The sequence below is a fragment of the Aurantibacter aestuarii genome, assembly GCF_003008425.1.
Classification (GTDB): Bacteria; Bacteroidota; Bacteroidia; order Flavobacteriales; family Flavobacteriaceae; genus Aurantibacter; species Aurantibacter aestuarii.
This window is the reverse complement of sequence record NZ_PXOQ01000009.1, coordinates 732,267-750,936: the sequence shown is the minus strand read 5'-3', so window position 1 is coordinate 750,936 and position 18,670 is coordinate 732,267. Positions and strand designations below refer to the sequence as shown.

The window sequence follows — 18,670 nt, the reverse complement described above, 5'->3', positions numbered from 1 at the left end:
ATGAAACTTTCGGTAGTTATATTAAATTATAATGTGAAACATTTTCTACAACTCTGTTTGCAAAGTGTGGAAGCTGCTATACAACCTATTGAAGCCGAAATTATTGTAATAGATAACAATTCGTCGGACGATAGCCGACTGATGGTCGATAAAAACTTTCAAAATGTAAAATGGATTCAGAACCATGAAAATGTAGGTTTTTCAAAAGCCAATAATCAAGCGGTTAAAGAAGCAAAAGCAGAATATATTTGTATTCTTAATCCTGATACGGTTATTGCAGAAGATACGTTTACAACACTATTAGCGTTTGCAGAATCTAAAGAAAATTTAGGAATTATTGGTTGCCAGCTTATAGATGGAACTGGTAAATATCTCCCAGAAAGCAAACGAAACATTCCTACGCTACAAGTAGCAACAAAGAAAATTCTGGGTTTTTCTAAAACCTATTATGCCAATCATTTAGAAAAAGACCAGATTGGAGAAGTTTCAGTGTTTGTTGGTGCATTTATGCTTTTAAAACGCTCTGTTTATAATAAAGTAAGTGGTTTTGACGAGCAATACTTTATGTATGGAGAAGATATAGATTTATCTTACCGCGTTGAAAAAGCAGGTTACACTAACTATTATTATGGTAAAACTACCGCCATACACTTTAAAGGTGAAAGCACCTTAAAAGATCAAACCTATGCAAAACGGTTTTATGGCGCCATGCAAATTTTTTATAAAACGCATTTTAAAAGAAATATCTTCTTTAATAGTCTTGTGTTTGGAGCAACTCATATATTACCTTTGCTATCCAAACCCAAAGAACACATGGTATCCCATAAGGTTGAATCATACCAGTTAGTTTCAAATAAGATTTACCCTAAACTTCAAAAGACTTTAAATACAAATCTAGAACTAAGTGATGTATTTAATGAAAAATCAGAACAAGTAGAATATATTTTAGATGCCAACTGGCTTAGTTTTGCTCAAATTATTGGGATTATAAAAAATTCTAAAAAAAATAAAAAATCAAGTTTTAAGATTTTACCGAAAAAGACTAATTTTATCCTCGGAAGCGATTCTTCTCAAAACAGAGGTGAGGTTATTCACTTTTGAAAGAGTAATAAAATAGAAATTAATAAACATGATGTAATTTAATCGTCATTTTTTTATTAATTTTGTAAATCATAACCTAAAAACAAGGTATAAATTATTAATATGGCAAGATTTGAACTTAAATTACCAAAAATGGGCGAGAGCGTTGCAGAAGCTACGATAACGTCTTGGTTAAAAGAAGTTGGAGATACAATTGAAGCAGATGAGGCAGTTTTAGAAATTGCTACAGATAAAGTAGATAGTGAAGTACCAAGTGAAGTTGATGGTGTTTTAGTAGAACGTTTATTTGAGGCTGATGATGTTGTTCAAGTAGGTCAAACCATAGCAATAATAGAAACTGAAGGTGGCGAAGAAACTTCAGCCCCAGCAGCTAAAGAGACATCTCAAGAAGCACCAAAAGAGGTTAAACAAGTAGAGCAAACAGTTACAGAAGCTAAAGCATCAGTAACTGTAGAAAGTTCAGAAGATCGTTTTTATTCGCCATTAGTTAAAAATATGGCTAAGGAAGAAGGTATTTCTCAGCAGGAATTAGACGCTATTTCCGGAACCGGAAAAGATGGACGTGTTACTAAGGACGATATGTTATCATATCTTAAAAACCGAGGTGTTGCTCAAACGCAAACTACAGCACAACCTGCACAAAAACAATTGGTTTCAGAACCTAAAAAAGAAGCATCAGCGAAAGCTCAAGCTCCAATTCAGTTAAGTGAAGGCGATGAGATTATTGAAATGTCTCGTATGGGTAAACTTATTGCTCACCATATGGTAGAGTCGGTTCAAACTAGTGCACACGTGCAAAGTTTTATTGAAGCTGATGTAACTAACATCTGGAATTGGAGAAACAAAGTAAAATCTGGTTTTGCAAAACGTGAAGGAGAAAACTTAACGTTTACACCAATCTTTATGGAAGCTATAGCTAAAGCCTTACGTGAGCATCCTATGATGAACATTTCTGTAAGTAGTGGTGGCGATAAAATAATTAAGAAGAAAAATATTAACCTTGGTATGGCAGCTGCTTTACCAGACGGTAATTTAATTGTACCAGTTATAAAAAATGCCGATCAGCTTAACTTAGTTGGTATGACTAAACAAGTTAACGATTTGGCAGGTCGAGCTAGAGAAAACAAATTAAAACCAGACGATATCCAAGGTGGAACTTATACCGTAACCAATGTTGGTACCTTTGGTAGTATCATGGGAACCCCAATTATTAATCAGCCACAAGTAGGTATTTTAGCATTAGGAGCTATACGTAAAGTTCCTGCGGTTATTGAAACTCCAGATGGCGATTTTATTGGGATTCGTTATAAAATGTATATGTCACACTCTTACGACCATCGTGTTGTAAATGGCGCATTAGGCGGACAATTTGTAAAAACCATAAAAGAATACTTAGAAAGCTGGGATGTAAATAGAGAAATCTAAAATAATCTAGTAATAAAAATCAAAGCTCAGCTTATGTTGGGCTTTTTTTATACAATTAATTTGGGCGTTTCTTTTAGGTTTTCTGCAAGAAAAAACTTGCAGAAAATCCAAAAATCAGGCTGTGCGCTATATCTTTTTTAGGTATTCACCATAAAAAAGGATGCCGCTTCCATCCTTAACGCAAATCAGTTTTCAATTATCAGTGCTCAGTTATCAATTATCAATATATTTATTAAAATCAAATTTGTTCTTCATTTAAAATGGTTGTCACTTCGAGTGATTTTCGACCTTAGGAGAACATCGTATCGAGAAGCGCACAAAAAATTTTTAATATTGCTATTTCAAAATCGTAAATCAAAAATCTTCAATCGTAAATCATAATCCTTACCTTTGTAGTATAAAACCAAAACATGCAGCTAAAGCTTACAAAACCTATGTGTTTCTTCGACTTGGAAACCACAGGAGTAAATATTACATCAGACCGAATTGTAGAAATATCCATTTTAAAAGTGTTTCCAAATGGCAAGGAAGAACGTCATACCTGGAAAGTAAATCCGGAAATGCCAATCCCACCAGAAACCACAGCGGTTCATGGTATTAGTGATGAAGATGTAAAAGATGCACCAACCTTTAAGCAATTAGCTAAAGACATCCACAACTTAATAAAAGATTCAGATTTGGCAGGTTTTAATTCCAACCGATTTGATATTCCGCTTCTGGCAGAAGAAATGTTACGAGTAGATATGGATTTTGATATGAAATCTCGTGTAGCAGTAGATGTACAGACTATTTTTCATAAAAAAGAACAACGTACGTTAAGTGCAGCTTATAAGTTTTATTGTAATGAAAGTCTAGAAAATGCCCATAGTGCAGAAGCCGATACAGTTGCAACTTACGAGGTGCTTAAAGCTCAGCTCGACAAATATGACGACTTAGAAAATGATGCTAAATTTTTAGCAGAATTTAGTTCGCGTAAAAAGTTTGCAGATTTTGCAGGTTTTCTAATTTATAATAAAGAAGGACAGGAATGTTTTAGTTTTGGAAAACATAAAGGTAAATTAGTAACCGATGTTTTAGAACAAGAACCAGGCTATTTTGGATGGATTTTAAATGCCGATTTCCCATTATACACTAAAAAAGTACTAACGGCTATTAAGTTAAAGTCATTTAATAATAAGTTGTAAATAATAACATCTTTTTTTAATAATCCAACAACCTAGTAAGAAATGAAACTCATCTGCATCGGAAGAAATTATACAGAACATATAAAGGAACTTAATAACGAGAAGCCAACAGATCCGGTTATTTTTATTAAGCCAGACACGGCTATTTTATTAAAAAAGCAACCGTTTTTTATCCCAGATTTTTCAGACGATGTGCATCATGAAGTTGAGGTTTTGGTAAAAATTAATAAAGTAGGAAAACATATAGCTAAAAAATTTGCACATAAATATTATGACGAGATTAGTGTTGGTATAGATTTTACAGCGCGAGATCTTCAGTCTCATTTAAAAGCTAAAGGCTTACCGTGGGAAAAAGCAAAGTCTTTTGATGGCGCAGCAGTAATAGGAGAGTGGATGCCAAAAACAGAATTTAAAGATGTAAATAATTTAAATTTCAGTCTTAAAAAGAATGCTGAAATTGTTCAAAATGGTCAAACCAGTCACATGCTCTATAAAATCGATGAGATTATCGAATATGTATCGAAATATTTCACTTTAAAAATTGGAGACATTATATTTACAGGAACACCTGCGGGAGTTTCAAAAGTAAATCCAAATGACCAATTAGAAGGTTATTTAGAACAACATCAATTATTTTCAATAAAAGTTAAGTAATGGCGTCCTTTTACAGTTTAGATAAGGTTAATGATATAGCAGATAATGATTCTGACTTTATAAAAGTTTTAGTACAAACTTTTTTAGAGGAAATACCAGAAGATTTAGAACAGCTTTCATCTGCTGTAGAGAGTAATAATAAAGAAGCTGCCTATCAAGTTGCTCATAAAATGAAACCAACAATTGAGTTGTTTGGTTTAAATTATTTTGATGAGTTGCTAACCATTCAAAACTGGGGCAATAAAACCAATACGGTAGCACAAGTTAATTCAGAATTATCTAAGGTTCAGCAATCTGTAACTAATGCTTCTACAGAACTTCGAAAAGACTTCAACTTATAATGCAAGCAGAAATTATTACTATAGGAGACGAAATTCTTATAGGTCAAATTGTCGATACTAATTCGGCATATATAGGTCAGCAATTAAATAAAATAGGGGTTTCTGTTTATCAGATTACGTCTATTCAAGACGATAAGCAACATATTTTACAAGCTTTAAAAGCTGCTGAAAAAAACGCAGATATTGTCATTATTACTGGAGGCTTAGGACCAACAAAAGACGATATTACAAAGCATACACTTACCGAGTATTTTGAAGATACTTTAGTTCAAAATGATGAAGTTCTTAAACATGTAGAGGACTTATTTGCAAAATATATAAGTACGCCTATATCAAATTTAAACAGAATGCAGGCTTTAGTACCTTCTAAATGTGAGGTGTTAATGAATGAGTATGGAACAGCACCAGGAATGTGGTTAGAAAAGAACCAAACCGTATTTGTATCGCTTCCTGGAGTACCTTACGAAATGAAGCAACTCATTTCTAACAAAGTTTTACCTAAAATCCAGCAGAAATTTAAACGCCCACACATTTTACATCGTACCATATTAACTTATGGTTTGGGTGAAAGTGCTATTGCAGAACGTATAGAACATTGGGAAACTAATCTGCCAGAAGATATTAAGTTAGCGTATTTGCCAAGTTTGGGAAAAGTACGTTTACGTTTATCTACTAAAGGTTTTGATGTTAATGTTATTGAAGATAATATTCAAAACCAATTAAAAATCTTAATGCCTTTTATTGAGGATATTTTTGTGAGTTTTGAAGACGATTTCGATTCTTTAGAACAAGTTGTCGCTAAAGAACTGGTTAATCAAAATAAAACCATAGCATTTGCCGAGAGTTGTACCGGTGGTAAAATTACAGAAATGTTTACCAGAAATTCTGGAGCCTCTCAATACTTAAAAGGAAGTATTATGTGTTATGCCACGCAATCTAAAATAGATCTATTAGAGGTTTCAGTAGAAACTATAAACAGGTTTTCTGTGGTTAGTGAACCTGTCGCTAAAGAAATGGCAGAGCAAACCCGAAAAAAATTTAAAAGTGACATTGCGGTTTCTACTACAGGAAACGCAGGACCCACAAAAGGCGATTCCAATGTTGAGGTAGGTACGGTTTGCGTAGCCATAGCAACAGAAACAGGTACAGAAACCTATACGTTTCATATGGGAAATATGCGCGAAAAAGTCATAAATAAAACCGCTAATAAGGTTTTAGAATTATTACAAAAAGATTTTTTAAAAAATTAATGTCATTTAAGGTTGTTATAATATAAAATATTAATATATTTGCACCTCGAATTTTAATAACATTTTAAAGTTATATATCATGTCAAGAGTTTGTGAACTTACTGGAAAGAAGGCAATGGTTGGAAACAACGTGTCTCACGCAATGAATAAAACAAAACGTACTTTTGGTGCTAATTTAATCAAAAAACGTTTCTTTATTCCGGAAGAGGATAAGTGGGTAACTTTAAAAGTGTCTACATCTGCATTAAAGACCATTAACAAGATTGGTATTTCTGCTATGTTAAAGGAAGCTAAGTCTAAAGGGTTTTTAAAAAAATAATTTTTAAAGGTCTACATTAAAGCATTATAAAATGGCAAAAAAAGGAAATAGAGTACAGGTAATATTAGAATGTACGGAGCACAAGGAGTCTGGAAAACCAGGAACTTCTCGTTATATTACAACTAAAAACAAAAAGAATACGCCAGATAGAATGGAGATTAAAAAATTTAATCCTATCCTTAAGCGTATGACTGTTCATAAAGAAATTAAATAATTCATATACCTTACGGTAATTGACAAAACATAGTAGTTATGGCTAAGAAAACGGTAGCAACATTACAGACCTCATCAAAAAGATTAACTAAAGCAATCAAAATGGTAAAATCTCCAAAAACTGGAGCTTACGTATTTGTAGAGTCTATTATGGCTCCAGAATTAGTATCAGATTTTTTTAAGAAAGACTAATTCATTAGTAATCATTAATATACAAAGCTGCTTTCTATTTGGAAAGCAGCTTTTTGTATTATATTTGTTCAAAATTAAACTGACAATCTTTCCTCTTTACATTTAAGGCTCAAAAATTGTTAGTGTATTTTGGCGTTACTCTACTACGCTGCGCTTCGTAGAGTCAGGCTTTCGCAACTCGCTTTAAAACATAAATAAGATTTATGTTTTAAGAGCTCAAACAAATTGCTTAATCCTTAACGCACTAATAACAAACCAGCAAATACATAAACGTATGAGTTTTTTTAAAAAAATTTTTTCTTCCGATAAAAAGGAAACACTAGACAAAGGTTTAGAGAAAACAAGCACTTCCTTTTTAGGTAAGTTAAGTAAAGCAGTCGCAGGTAAATCTAAAGTAGACGACGACGTCTTAGATAATTTAGAAGAAGTTTTGGTGTCTAGTGATGTAGGTGTAAACACCACATTAAAAGTTATAGAGCGTATAGAAGCTCGTGTAGCTAAAGATAAATATTTGGGAACTAGTGAGCTTAATCAAATTTTAAGAGAAGAAATTGCAGCGCTTTTAAGCGAAACCAATTCTGGAGAAGCAACCGATTATACCATCCCAAAATTACCTGCACAAGACAATGGAACAAAAACACCTTATGTTTTAATGGTTGTTGGAGTAAATGGTGTTGGTAAAACTACAACCATAGGAAAATTAGCATACCAATTTAAAAAGCAAGGCTTAAACGTCGTTTTAGGTGCGGCAGATACTTTTAGAGCGGCAGCAATAGACCAATTACAAGTTTGGGCAGACCGTGTAGATGTGCCAATGGTACGTCAAGATATGGGAAGTGACCCTGCTAGTGTAGCGTTTGATGCCCTAAAAAGTGGCGTCTCTCAAAATGCAGATGTCATCATTATAGATACTGCAGGACGTTTACACAATAAAGTTAATTTAATGAACGAGCTAACCAAAGTTAAACGAGTGATGCAAAAAGTGATTGCAGATGCGCCACATGATGTGTTATTGGTTTTAGATGGCTCAACAGGACAAAATGCATTCGAGCAAGCTAAACAGTTTACAGCAGCTACAGAGGTAACTAGTTTAGCAGTGACTAAGTTAGACGGAACGGCAAAAGGTGGCGTTGTAATAGGAATTAGTGATCAGTTTCAAATCCCTGTAAAATATATTGGTGTTGGAGAAGGTATTGAAGATTTACAAGTATTTAATAAATATGAGTTTGTAGATAGTTTCTTTAAATAAAATACTAATCAAAAAACAAAAAGCTCAGAGTTTCCTCTGAGCTTTTTGTTTTAAACGGTTCGTATAAAAAAATCCCAGGATTTAAATCTTGGGATTTTTACTAATTTATTATTTTATAATTTTACTGTTTAATAATTTTTTTGGTTATTATTTTACTGTTGGCGCCTTCTAGAGTTATAATATAAACACCTTTAGCTAAGAAGTTTAAGTTTACAGTTTTACCTTTTAATGGTTTTTTGTAAGCCACTTTTCCAGTTAATGTGTAAACGGTTACCATTCCATTTTTAAAGCTTTCTGTAAGGTTACTAAAAGTCACAACATCTTTAAATGGATTAGGATATACTTTCAAAATATCTACGTCTTTAATTTTCTCTGTAGATAAGGTAGAAGGATCCATTGTATATTCGATATGTAAAACCGGATGACGTGAGGCATCAGAGTTATTTAAAGAATATGCTCTTCTAATGTTGCTTCCTGCTCCAGATAAGGTAGCACCTGTTCCTTCAATTTTTATACCCATCGCATTTCCAGGATTCCAGCTAGTTTGAGACACTATATTTTGAATGGTTGTCGCTAGATTTGGAGTTCTTTGTGCTGCTAAAGCTTCATCTGTATTCCAAGCTGGAACACTCCAATTTATTGCCTGATAATACGTTCTACCAGTTCCAGTTACATTAGTAGTAGTGTTACTTTCATAATCTACGGTATTCGTACTATTTTCAACAAAAACTTGTAAGTCAACTGTAGAAGAATGTGTAGATTTTGCCTTAAACTGAATATAAGCATTTGTAATTTGAGCGCCATTTGGGATATTTAAGGTATTAAATCGTAATCCAATTTTTTGGTAACCTTGGCTGTCATAAGAATCGTATACTAACTCTAAGTCACTACTGTCATTATAAACAGAACCATCACTTTCTTTTTGCTCCACATCATTATCTACGGTCTGGTCAATTGTAGCAGAATACGTACCAACATAAATTTTAATGGTTTCAGAGTTACTTAAGTTGTCATTATCATAAGCAATAGTTTGGATGTCATGCTCTCCATTAGCAAATGAGTAATTTATTTGGTAAGGTGCGGTAGCGTCTGCTGCTTGTAAAACGCCACCAATATAAAATTCTACATAAGAAATGGTACCGTCTGCATCATTAGCATTTGCACTAACTATAACATTGTTGCCATCTGCAAGATATTCATTGTTGTTTTGAGAAGTTATATTCACAACTGGTGCTTGCAGAGCAGAGTTTAAAATAGTAACTATAGCTCCATTTGAAGGATTCCATACATTAACCCCTGCTGGTAAAGCACAACCGTCATTATTACCGTTCTCACTAACCGAATCTGCATTGTCTATGGCAATCGTTTTTACTTCAATTTTATTGGTAGACACACAAACCCATTTAAATTGGTTAAAAGATCCAAAATCTCTAGACCAGCTTTTTTCGTCATCACTAGCTCTTAAAGGTGCGCCCCAGCAACCTTCACCAACATATACGGTACCAAAATTATCATCTCTTTCAAAACCTTCTTCACAATTAGTACCAGAAGCACAAGGTTTAATTGGCCAAGTAGTTTTTACGGTATGAGAATCCGATTCGTAAACCAATTTCACATCCTGATCAAAAAATAGTTGAGCCCAGTTATTATATTCATCTGTGCCTTCACTTTTATTTGAAACATGTGGTCTCATAGGTTTATGGTATTGCGCCGATTTCCAAATAGCATTATCGTTTTGTAATTGTGATGCTAACCATGCGCCTTGTATTCCTCCAGCTGTTATTTCAGAATTTAGGGTATATAAAGAATATAAGTTTGCTCCAAATGTTATGTTGTAATATGCATCGGAATTTGGACAGTTGAATAAGTTGTAAATTCTACTGTTATTATATTCATGATTTCCTCTTGCGGGAATAATAGGAAACATTCTTCCATCTGCAGCAATGGTTAATTGCCAGTCGTCAAACCAATCTTGCCATTCACCATCGGTATCTCCATTAGTCATATCTCCACCAAAAAATATTGCAGTTGGTTTTAATTTTGCAACCATTTTATTGGCATTTTGTCTTGGCGTTCTATTATTTCTAGAATCTCCACCAGAAATAAACGACATGGTATCATTAGTGTTTGGGGCAGTTCTAAACCAATAGCGTGAACTAGTGCCTTCAGAATCTTTAATTACAAAGTAGTAATTGGTATTTGGTGTTAAACCGGATAGTTTAGCAAATTGATTGTTCATACCTTTATCGGTTACTGTTCTGTCTACCGTTTTAGAATTTGAATAATTTGACCAGGTGGTTCCGTGATCTGTTGTACCATAATATACAGTAGCATTAGTTCCACTAATTTGTTCCCATCCAATCATCATTGTAGAAGACGGATTGTCTGTAAACATAATGCGGTAACGTCGTGTGTTAGAAAAAGCAGAAAGCCCTACAAACAACATTAAAAGAAGTGTAATTTTTTTCATTTTGAGTTTATAATTTTGGTTTTAGTTGTTCCAAATATATATAGGGATTTATCTTACTTACATACCAAAATGTTAAGCTTAATCATTTCTTAAAGAAGTGCTTATAAAGTTTACTTTTAGTTAAACTGCCTTAACATTCAGGTAACTTTATCTGTTGTAGTTTTACATAATTTTTAAATAGTTATGAGTCAGCAATTAGTATTAAACGTTTTAAAATGGACCTGTTTTTTCATCTTTGCAGGAAGAGCTTATCAGTTTTTATTTTGGGATGCACCGTTTAGAAGTGTGCTTTGGGATCAAGATTTATTAAGTCCTATTGTAGAAGGCATTTTTAATATTCCATGGAAAGATTATGTAACTTCATTACAACATGATAGCTATATTCAAAACAGTATTAGGCTTAATGGTGTATTTTATGCACTATGCGCTTTTTTATCTTTGATAGTTCAACAAAACAGTTCAAAAATTGTAAAAGGAATAATTTTTTCTGGTGGTACTTTGCTAGTTATTCTTGCTTTATTACAAACAAAAAGTAAATTTTATGTATTTGCAATGTTTTTTGAGCATGCTATACAATTTGGATCTCCTTTTTTATTACTTTTTTACTTGAAGCATTTTTCAGTTACAAGACTCATACAACCTTTAAAATTAATGATCGCTTTAACGTTTTTATGTCATGGACTTTACGCCTTAGGGTACTTTTTCCCCTTACCAGCCAACTTTGTAACTATGACCATGAACATTTTAGGCACCGATGAACCAACAACTAAAACATTACTGTTTGTAGCTGCACTATTGGATTTTGTAATAGTAATAGGTATTTATATGCCTCAGCTTACTAAATATGTATTAGCATATGCCGTATTTTGGGGTTTTATTACTGCATTTGCAAGAATTTGGAGCGAACTAGTTTATTCTTCAGCATTAATAACAATCCATCAAACGCTTTACGAAACAATTTTTAGATTATCTCACGGCTTGATACCTCTATTATATTATATAATTTTAAAGAAAACTCAACAAGAAACTTACAAACCACTAATTAATAATCGCATTAATTCTAGCCCACAAGTCACTGTCAAAAGTACTTAAAGCAAAGCTATCTTCATCTGCCGCTTGCCCCATTCTAATAATTACAAGGTCGCGACTTGGGTAGATATATATTTTTTGTTCATTTTTTCCAAGCGCACAATACACATCAGTTGGAGCATTTGGTATTAATTCACCAGTAAATTCAAATTGCGTTTGTGGTAAATGGTAGCTTTCTTTTCCATTTAACCACCATAAATAACCATAAGCCTCATTAATGGGTTGGGAAGTTGTAGTCGCTTCATTTAAAAAAGCTTCAGAAATAATTTTGTTCCCGTCCCAAACACCTTTTTCAGACATAAGTAAACCAAAACGTGCCATGCTTCTGGTAGTACTCCAATAGACATTAGAGTTTCCAAAGAAGTTCCACATACCCGTCATACCAATTTTATTTTTCAGTGCCGTGTTAAAATAACTTTCCCAACTTTGACTAGAGGCTTGCGCTACCACATCTTGAAGTTTTACATACACATTGTGGTAAGCCCAGCGAGAACCAGCATCTGCAATGTATTGCAAATTACTTGGTGAGTAATCGTCACCTAGCGTATCGTCCAAACCAGAGGTCATAGTTAATAGATGTTTACATGTAATTAAGTCTTCTTTTTCAGTTGGTGCACTGGTCCAACCTAAACCAATATAGTCCGATACTTTATGGTTGATGTTTAATAAACCTTCGTCTTGAGCAATACCAACAGTAGCAGTGGTTAATGTTTTACCAGCACTTGCCCAATACCAAGGTGTAGAAACGTTGTGGTTATTCATATAATATTCTACAACGATTTTTCCTTTATGTAAAATGATAAAGCTTTTGGAGTTTTTTTCTTCTAAAAAGCTTTCTAAATCATTAAGATTAGAGGTGTTCCAATTTAAACTTTCGGGCGTTTTGGTTTGCCATTCTGAAGAATTATTAGGTGGAAAGTATGTGTTTTCTTCAGTAGTTGGAATGCTTTCTTGAGCTACTAAGTCGTCTGAATTACAACTGGTCATGAAACTTATGGAAGCAAAAAGTATATATAGGTATCTCATAATTTTAAGGTTTACATCTAAGACCACGATAATTAAAAATAGTTTAATCAAAAATAGAATTTTCAATTGCAGAAACTGTAAATCAAATTCTCCAAATTCTGAAATTAGAATTCATATATCGTAAATCCTAAATCATTATGTATCTTTGCAGTCCAAATAAAACGTATGAGAACTAAAACACTAAAAAAGAACAAGATAAACGTTATTACACTTGGTTGTAGCAAAAATGTTTATGATAGTGAAGTGTTAATGGGACAGCTTAAAGCCAATGGTAAAGAAGTGGTTCATGAAGAGGAAGGAAATGTAGTGGTTATAAATACCTGCGGATTTATAAATAACGCCAAAGAAGAAAGTGTAAACACCATTTTGGAGTATATGCAAAAAAAGGAAGATGGCGAAGTTGATAAAGTATTTGTAACAGGTTGTTTAAGTGAGCGTTATAAGCCGGATTTACAAAAAGAAATACCTAATGTAGACCAGTATTTTGGAACTACAGAATTACCAGGGTTGCTAAAAGCTTTAGGAGCCGATTATAAGCATGAGTTGATAGGAGAACGCTTAACTACAACCCCTAAAAATTACGCTTATTTGAAAATTGCAGAAGGTTGCGATAGACCTTGTAGTTTTTGTGCAATTCCTTTAATGCGTGGTAAACATAAAAGTACACCAATAGAACATTTAGTTACAGAAGCTGAAAAATTAGCAGCTAATGGTGTAAAAGAGTTGATATTAATTGCCCAAGATTTAACCTATTACGGATTAGATTTATATAAAAAGCGAAATTTAGCCGAATTATTAGAAAACTTAGTTAAAGTCGAAGGAATTGAGTGGATACGTTTACACTATGCCTTTCCAACAGGTTTCCCAATGGACGTGTTAGACGTTATGAAGCGTGAACCAAAAGTTTGTAATTATTTAGATATTCCTTTACAGCATATTTCAGATAATATTCTAAAAAGTATGCGTCGAGGAACTACTCAGGAAAAAACGACTAAACTTTTAAAAGAGTTTAGAAAAGCGGTGCCAGAAATGACTATTCGTACCACACTTATTGTGGGATATCCAGGCGAGACTGAAGAAGATTTTCAAACCCTAAAACAATGGGTTAAAGATATGAGATTTGAGCGTTTAGGTTGTTTTACCTATTCTCACGAGGAAAATACACATGCTTATAATTTAGAGGATGATGTGCCACAAGACGTAAAACAGCAGCGAGCAAATGAAATTATGGAAATTCAATCTCAAATTTCTTGGGAATTGAATCAAGAGAAAATAGGTAAGGAATTTAAAGTTGTTATTGACCGTAAAGAAGGTAATTACTTTGTTGGTCGTACCGAATTTGATAGCCCAGATGTGGATAATGAAGTGTTAATAGATGCCAAAGAAACCTATTTAAAAACAGGCGACTATTATACCGTTAAAGTAACCGAAGCAGAAGATTTTGATTTGTATGCTGAAGTAAGTAAATAAACTTTTACGTAGGATATAAACTTAAAAACACCTTAACTATATACAATAAGTTAAGGTGTTTTTTTAGCTTGAAACGGACTAATTCTTAAGCTTTATTTAATTGTTTACTAATTTTTTTAATGGCACTTTCTATAGATTTTTCTGGTTCTATAATATTATAAGCTCCCCAAAAATTAGGATCGGAAAACCCACTAGCTTTTTCTTCTAGAATAACATTAGTTTTTAGTTTTTCTCTATTGGCTATTTTATAGGTGTCATTAAATTCCCAATTGGTTATTGCCATTTCACTTTGTAACGAATAACGTTTACTAAACCAGTCATTTTTCCACTTGACTTTAAATTCTAAAAAAATATTACTATAGGTGTAATACCATTTTCCATCTTTAGAACTGTAATTAACAAGGTATCTAGCTTCTGTTGGTAACACAATAGCTCCATTAGGTTTTCTTCTAACAAATAGCTCACTTGCTTTGTCTTCCTGTTCTAGGTTTAATTGGTATGAGGCACGTGTTAAAGCATTTGTTTCAGCATCAATATACAATTGCCCGTAATAAAGTGGTTCTGTAACTGTTTGATTTTGTTTAAAATTAACTACATAAACCAATTTGCCATTAATTTCAGTGGAATTATTGAAATTGAATAGGTATTGATTGATGTTATCGTAAGAAAATATAAATTCTGAATATTTAATAACATCTGTATGTAAAGCGCTAAAAGGTCCACCTTGTAATTTAAATGCTAAGGTATCCAAGCGGTTGTAATCTACATTTTTTCGTGCTTTAACAATAGAAATTTGGTCTTGCTTACTAGAGTTGTAAGGTTCTTTTTTAATCTTTAATACGGCTTCAGATAGTGAAGCATTACGATTTCTTTTTTTTATGGTTTCTCTATAGAATCCAGTCATTACAGCATTTCCGTTTAAGTAATTACTGCCTTTTAAACTTAATGTTTTTAGTACAAGATCCTTAGCGTTTTTTGGTCGGTTAACTTCTATAGTTGCAAGTTCTAATGTGCTACTTTTAAGAGAAATAACATTATTTTTTTCGCTTAAATTTATGAGTTCAATTTTTTTTGTTTCATACCCTAAATAAGACACATTAAGCCATTTGGAATTCTGATTAATAGGGACTTTAATAATAAACTCACCGTTTTTGTTAGTAACGGTACTAATATTGGTGTTTTCTATATTTAAAGCAGCTAAGTGCAGAGCATCTTCGTTTTTAGAATCTACGACAATTCCAGAATAAGACGTAAAATCTTGGGCTGTTATAAAAAAACTGATCGAAAAAAATAAAATAACCATTAGGCTATTTTTTGGAGATGTGAATAATGTTTTCATAACGTTTCTTTTTCTTAAAGATAAGATTATTAGTTGTTTAACTGCTTATTTTTTATGTTAAATTTAAGATTTTCATAGGGTTAAAGATTAGTATATTTACAGTCTATCTAAAAAATATGATTAAAACACATATTCCTTATAACGAAACAGGTTACTTTTCAAATTTGATGAAGGATTATTTAGACGAAAAAAAATCATTACAATCGTTTTATCATAGATTTCCTCATTTAGAAAATTTTAAGTTTCAAATTGAAGAAAAATCAAAACTTTATACAGCATCTCAACGACAACAACTGGTATCCTCTCTAAAAAAACAATATACAAAAGTTGAAAACTCTGTCGAGGTTACACAAAATATTGAACTGCTAGCGTTAGAAAATACATTCACCGTAACCACTGGACATCAGCTAAATTTATTTACAGGACCTTTATATTTCTTATATAAAATTATCTCAACCATAAATCTTACTTTAGAACTTAAAAATAGATATCCTGAAAATAATTTTGTGCCTATATACTGGATGGCTACAGAAGATCATGATTTTGAAGAAATTAATTACTTCAATTTTAAAGGAAAAAAAGTACAATGGAACACAGAGACTTCTGGAGTAGTGGGCGATTTAAACACCGCTGGGTTAGAGCAGGTTTTTGAATTATTTTCGGGCCACTTGGGAGTAGGAGACAATGCTGAACAATTAAAAGAATGGTTTAAAGAAGCGTATTTAAATCACTCAAATTTGTCGGACGCTACTTTTTACTTAGCCCATACACTTTTTAAACATTACGGCTTACTTATTCTAGACGCCAACACTAAGGCATTAAAAACCGAATTTATACCTTACATAAAACAAGAGTGTTTTAAACAGACCTCTTTCAACAACATTAAAAAAACAAATAAAGATTTAGAGCGTTTAAACTATACTATTCAAGTTAATCCGCGTGAAATAAATTTTTTTTATATAACCTCTGGCTTAAGAGAACGTATAGTTTATCAAGATAAAACGTATTTTGTTTTAAATACAGAAATTAGTTTTAGTAAGGAAGAGTTAACCAAGGAAATTGAAAATTTTCCGGAACGTTTTTCTCCAAATGTGGTAATGAGACCTTTATATCAAGAAGTTATTTTACCAAACCTGTGTTATATTGGTGGAGGAGGAGAACTGGCTTACTGGCTTCAATTAAAAGAGAATTTCAAACTATTTTCGGTGCCTTTCCCTATTTTGTTATTAAGAAATTCTGCCTTAGTACAAACTAAGCGTCAATTTGAAAAGACCACAAATCTCAATGTGGATACTAAAGATTTGTTTTTAAAACAAATTCATTTAGAAGAAAAGGTCATTAATACAATCTCAAAAATAAATATCGATTTTAGTGCACAGAAAGAGATGTTATCTCAGCAATTTGAAATGCTATACCAAATTGCAGAGCAAACCGATGCTTCTTTTAAAGGAGCAGTAGGCGCACAGGAACGAAAACAAATAAAAGGCTTGGAGCATCTGGAAAAACGACTGTTAAAAGCTCAAAAACGAAAATTAAAAGACCATTTAAATAGGGTTAAAACTTTGCAAAATGAATTATTTCCAAACCAAAGTTTACAAGAACGTCAGGTTAATTTTTCTGAATTATACTTGGAATATGGTGACCAGCTTATCCCAAAACTGATTAAAAATTTAAAGCCATTAGAGTTAGAATTTACGGTGTTAACATTTTAGTTAAAAACTAATCCTTAATTCTTAGTTAGTTTAAGAGCAATTATTATTTTTGCGTATGCAACACGACAAGGTACTCATATTAGATTTCGGATCGCAATACACACAACTAATTGCGCGCAGAGTTAGAGAGCTTAACATCTATTCTGAAATACATCCATTTAACAAAATTCCTCAAAACTTAAACGACTATAAAGCGGTTATACTTTCTGGTAGCCCGATGTCTGTAAGATCCGCAGAAGCATTTCATCCAGATTTAAAAGGAATTAGAGGCGAGAAACCCTTATTAGCGGTATGTTACGGTGCTCAATATTTAGCTCATTTTTCTGGAGGCGAGGTAGCAGAGTCTAACACACGCGAATATGGACGTGCAAACTTAAGCTTTATTCAGGACGATTTATTTTTTGAAAATATTACTGTAGGAAGTCAGGTTTGGATGAGTCATAGTGATACCATAAAAACATTACCAACAAACGGTAAACTTTTAGCAAGTACACATGATGTGCAAAATGCTGCATACAAAATTGAAGGTGAAGAAACGTTTGCTATTCAATTTCATCCTGAAGTATATCATTCTACTGACGGAAAACAGTTACTTGAAAATTTTCTCGTTAAAATAGCAAAGGTTACACCAGATTGGACACCAAATGCATTTGTAGAAGAAACGGTTGAAGAACTACAGGCTAAATTAGGTAATGACAAAGTAGTTTTAGGACTTTCTGGAGGTGTAGACTCTTCTGTAGCGGCAATGTTATTACATAAAGCGATTGGTAAAAACCTCTACTGCATATTTGTTAATAACGGTTTACTCCGTAAAAATGAATTTACCGATGTGCTGGAACAGTATAAAGGTATGGGCTTAAACGTAAAAGGTGTAGATGCTTCGGCACGCTTTTTGGATGCCTTAGCAGGAAAGAGCGACCCAGAAGACAAACGTAAAGCTATAGGTCGTGTGTTCATTGAGGTATTTGATGATGAAGCCAACCAATTAAAAGATGTTAAATGGTTAGCACAAGGTACCATTTATCCAGATGTTATTGAAAGTGTTTCGGCTACGGGCGGACCTAGTGCAACAATTAAGAGTCATCATAACGTTGGTGGATTACCAGACTTTATGAAACTTAAAATTGTAGAGCCATTAAGAGCTTTATTTAAGGATGAAGTAAGACGTGTTGGTGCTTCTATGGATATGGACGCTACCTTATTAGGTCGTCATCCATTTCCTGGACCTGGTTTGGCAATTCGTATTTTGGGCGATATTACTGCCGAAAAAGTTCGTATTTTACAAGAAGTTGATGCGGTATTTATAAATGGATTACGCGATTGGGGTCTGTATGACAAGGTTTGGCAGGCAGGAGCAATATTATTACCGGTTAATAGTGTTGGTGTTATGGGAGATGAGCGTACGTATGAAAAATGTGTCGCTTTAAGAGCTGTAGAAAGTACCGATGGAATGACTGCAGACTGGGTAAATTTACCATATGAGTTTTTACAAAAAACTTCAAATGACATAATTAATAAAGTAAAAGGAGTTAACAGAGTAGTTTACGATATTAGTTCTAAGCCGCCTGCAACAATAGAATGGGAATAAATCTTAAATAAATTTAAATGTATAAGAAAATGTCAAAATCATAATAAA

Annotated in this window: 17 protein-coding genes; 14 read left to right on the top strand and 3 right to left on the bottom strand. The window is 33.0% G+C overall.

The features are described 5' to 3' along the window. From C7H52_RS10080 to ftsY, 10 genes are all read left to right on the top strand, one after another. Nucleotides 1-1,101 (top strand): glycosyltransferase family 2 protein, encoded by a 1,101-nt coding sequence (locus tag C7H52_RS10080; RefSeq protein ID WP_106463773.1) that lies wholly within the window; start codon nucleotides 1-3, stop codon nucleotides 1,099-1,101. Between the two features lie 102 nt (nucleotides 1,102-1,203). After that, nucleotides 1,204-2,526, top strand: a complete 1,323-nt coding sequence (locus tag C7H52_RS10075) for a dihydrolipoamide acetyltransferase family protein (protein WP_106463772.1) — start codon at nucleotides 1,204-1,206, stop codon at nucleotides 2,524-2,526. A 410-nt stretch (nucleotides 2,527-2,936) separates the two neighbouring features. Next, the gene (locus tag C7H52_RS10070) at nucleotides 2,937-3,710 is read left to right on the top strand and encodes a 3'-5' exonuclease (protein ID WP_106463771.1); all 774 of its coding nucleotides are present in this window, start codon (nucleotides 2,937-2,939) and stop codon (nucleotides 3,708-3,710) included. A 42-nt stretch (nucleotides 3,711-3,752) separates the two neighbouring features. Continuing rightward, on the top strand, nucleotides 3,753-4,364 hold the full coding sequence (locus C7H52_RS10065; protein ID WP_106463770.1) for a fumarylacetoacetate hydrolase family protein: 612 nt from the start codon (nucleotides 3,753-3,755) through the stop codon (nucleotides 4,362-4,364). Then, nucleotides 4,364-4,705, top strand: coding sequence for an Hpt domain-containing protein (locus C7H52_RS10060; RefSeq protein WP_106463769.1), 342 nt, complete (start codon nucleotides 4,364-4,366; stop codon nucleotides 4,703-4,705). Before C7H52_RS10065 ends, C7H52_RS10060 begins: the two co-directional genes overlap by 1 nt. Continuing rightward, complete coding sequence (locus C7H52_RS10055) at nucleotides 4,705-5,955, top strand: competence/damage-inducible protein A (RefSeq protein ID WP_106463768.1); 1,251 nt, start codon at nucleotides 4,705-4,707, stop codon at nucleotides 5,953-5,955. The genes C7H52_RS10060 and C7H52_RS10055 overlap by 1 nt, the downstream gene beginning before the upstream one ends. A 79-nt stretch (nucleotides 5,956-6,034) precedes the next feature. Continuing rightward, a complete protein-coding gene (gene rpmB / locus C7H52_RS10050) occupies nucleotides 6,035-6,274 on the top strand; it encodes a 50S ribosomal protein L28 (protein ID WP_106463767.1) in 240 nt (79 codons plus the stop codon). 31 nt (nucleotides 6,275-6,305) lie between these two features. Beyond that, nucleotides 6,306-6,488, top strand: a complete 183-nt coding sequence (rpmG, locus tag C7H52_RS10045) for a 50S ribosomal protein L33 (protein ID WP_092131049.1) — start codon at nucleotides 6,306-6,308, stop codon at nucleotides 6,486-6,488. A 38-nt stretch (nucleotides 6,489-6,526) separates the two neighbouring features. Then, nucleotides 6,527-6,679 (top strand): DUF4295 domain-containing protein, encoded by a 153-nt coding sequence (locus C7H52_RS10040; RefSeq protein ID WP_106463766.1) that lies wholly within the window; start codon nucleotides 6,527-6,529, stop codon nucleotides 6,677-6,679. A 274-nt stretch (nucleotides 6,680-6,953) separates the two neighbouring features. Next, nucleotides 6,954-7,928, top strand: coding sequence for a signal recognition particle-docking protein FtsY (gene ftsY / locus C7H52_RS10035; protein ID WP_106463765.1), 975 nt, complete (start codon nucleotides 6,954-6,956; stop codon nucleotides 7,926-7,928). A gap of 121 nt (nucleotides 7,929-8,049) precedes the next feature. Here the strand turns inward: ftsY and C7H52_RS10030 are convergent, their stop codons facing one another. After that, entirely contained in the window at nucleotides 8,050-10,398 is a 2,349-nt protein-coding gene (locus C7H52_RS10030; RefSeq protein ID WP_106463764.1) for an Ig-like domain-containing protein, read from the bottom strand. A gap of 183 nt (nucleotides 10,399-10,581) precedes the next feature. Between C7H52_RS10030 and C7H52_RS10025 the strand changes: the two genes are divergently transcribed. Then, nucleotides 10,582-11,490, top strand: coding sequence for a hypothetical protein (locus C7H52_RS10025; RefSeq protein WP_106463763.1), 909 nt, complete (start codon nucleotides 10,582-10,584; stop codon nucleotides 11,488-11,490). Here the strand turns inward: C7H52_RS10025 and C7H52_RS10020 are convergent. Then, nucleotides 11,437-12,513: a serine hydrolase domain-containing protein gene (locus C7H52_RS10020; protein WP_106463762.1), complete on the bottom strand. Its 1,077-nt coding sequence runs from the start codon at nucleotides 12,511-12,513 to the stop codon at nucleotides 11,437-11,439. The genes C7H52_RS10025 and C7H52_RS10020 overlap by 54 nt on opposite strands. 165 nt (nucleotides 12,514-12,678) lie before the next feature. Here C7H52_RS10020 and rimO point away from each other — a divergent pair, with 165 nt between their 5' ends. Next, nucleotides 12,679-13,983, top strand: a complete 1,305-nt coding sequence (gene rimO, locus C7H52_RS10015) for a 30S ribosomal protein S12 methylthiotransferase RimO (protein WP_106463761.1) — start codon at nucleotides 12,679-12,681, stop codon at nucleotides 13,981-13,983. 85 nt (nucleotides 13,984-14,068) lie between these two features. On the opposite strand, the gene C7H52_RS10010 is transcribed toward rimO, so the two are convergent. Continuing rightward, entirely contained in the window at nucleotides 14,069-15,322 is a 1,254-nt protein-coding gene (locus C7H52_RS10010) for a carboxypeptidase-like regulatory domain-containing protein (protein ID WP_106463760.1), read from the bottom strand. 116 nt (nucleotides 15,323-15,438) lie between these two features. On the opposite strand from C7H52_RS10010, the gene bshC reads away from it, so the two are divergent. Then, on the top strand, nucleotides 15,439-17,034 hold the full coding sequence (gene bshC, locus C7H52_RS10005) for a bacillithiol biosynthesis cysteine-adding enzyme BshC (RefSeq protein ID WP_106463759.1): 1,596 nt from the start codon (nucleotides 15,439-15,441) through the stop codon (nucleotides 17,032-17,034). Nucleotides 17,035-17,089: 55 nt separating this feature from the next. Then, complete coding sequence (gene guaA / locus C7H52_RS10000) at nucleotides 17,090-18,622, top strand: glutamine-hydrolyzing GMP synthase (RefSeq protein WP_106463758.1); 1,533 nt, start codon at nucleotides 17,090-17,092, stop codon at nucleotides 18,620-18,622. The last annotated feature ends 48 nt before the right edge of the window (nucleotides 18,623-18,670 follow it).

What these genes read in the sequence shown, in the direction of transcription:
- C7H52_RS10080 (WP_106463773.1), top strand. Translation starts at nt 1, where the DNA reads ATGAAACTTTCGGTAGTTATATTAAATTATAATGTGAAACATTTTCTA.
- C7H52_RS10075 (WP_106463772.1), top strand. Translation starts at nt 1,204, where the DNA reads ATGGCAAGATTTGAACTTAAATTACCAAAAATGGGCGAGAGCGTTGCA.
- C7H52_RS10070 (WP_106463771.1), top strand. Translation starts at nt 2,937, where the DNA reads ATGCAGCTAAAGCTTACAAAACCTATGTGTTTCTTCGACTTGGAAACC.
- C7H52_RS10065 (WP_106463770.1), top strand. Translation starts at nt 3,753, where the DNA reads ATGAAACTCATCTGCATCGGAAGAAATTATACAGAACATATAAAGGAA.
- C7H52_RS10060 (WP_106463769.1), top strand. Translation starts at nt 4,364, where the DNA reads ATGGCGTCCTTTTACAGTTTAGATAAGGTTAATGATATAGCAGATAAT.
- C7H52_RS10055 (WP_106463768.1), top strand. Translation starts at nt 4,705, where the DNA reads ATGCAAGCAGAAATTATTACTATAGGAGACGAAATTCTTATAGGTCAA.
- rpmB (WP_106463767.1), top strand. Translation starts at nt 6,035, where the DNA reads ATGTCAAGAGTTTGTGAACTTACTGGAAAGAAGGCAATGGTTGGAAAC.
- rpmG (WP_092131049.1), top strand. Translation starts at nt 6,306, where the DNA reads ATGGCAAAAAAAGGAAATAGAGTACAGGTAATATTAGAATGTACGGAG.
- C7H52_RS10040 (WP_106463766.1), top strand. Translation starts at nt 6,527, where the DNA reads ATGGCTAAGAAAACGGTAGCAACATTACAGACCTCATCAAAAAGATTA.
- ftsY (WP_106463765.1), top strand. Translation starts at nt 6,954, where the DNA reads ATGAGTTTTTTTAAAAAAATTTTTTCTTCCGATAAAAAGGAAACACTA.
- C7H52_RS10030 (WP_106463764.1), bottom strand. Translation starts at nt 10,398, where the DNA reads ATGAAAAAAATTACACTTCTTTTAATGTTGTTTGTAGGGCTTTCTGCT.
- C7H52_RS10025 (WP_106463763.1), top strand. Translation starts at nt 10,582, where the DNA reads ATGAGTCAGCAATTAGTATTAAACGTTTTAAAATGGACCTGTTTTTTC.
- C7H52_RS10020 (WP_106463762.1), bottom strand. Translation starts at nt 12,513, where the DNA reads ATGAGATACCTATATATACTTTTTGCTTCCATAAGTTTCATGACCAGT.
- rimO (WP_106463761.1), top strand. Translation starts at nt 12,679, where the DNA reads ATGAGAACTAAAACACTAAAAAAGAACAAGATAAACGTTATTACACTT.
- C7H52_RS10010 (WP_106463760.1), bottom strand. Translation starts at nt 15,322, where the DNA reads ATGAAAACATTATTCACATCTCCAAAAAATAGCCTAATGGTTATTTTA.
- bshC (WP_106463759.1), top strand. Translation starts at nt 15,439, where the DNA reads ATGATTAAAACACATATTCCTTATAACGAAACAGGTTACTTTTCAAAT.
- guaA (WP_106463758.1), top strand. Translation starts at nt 17,090, where the DNA reads ATGCAACACGACAAGGTACTCATATTAGATTTCGGATCGCAATACACA.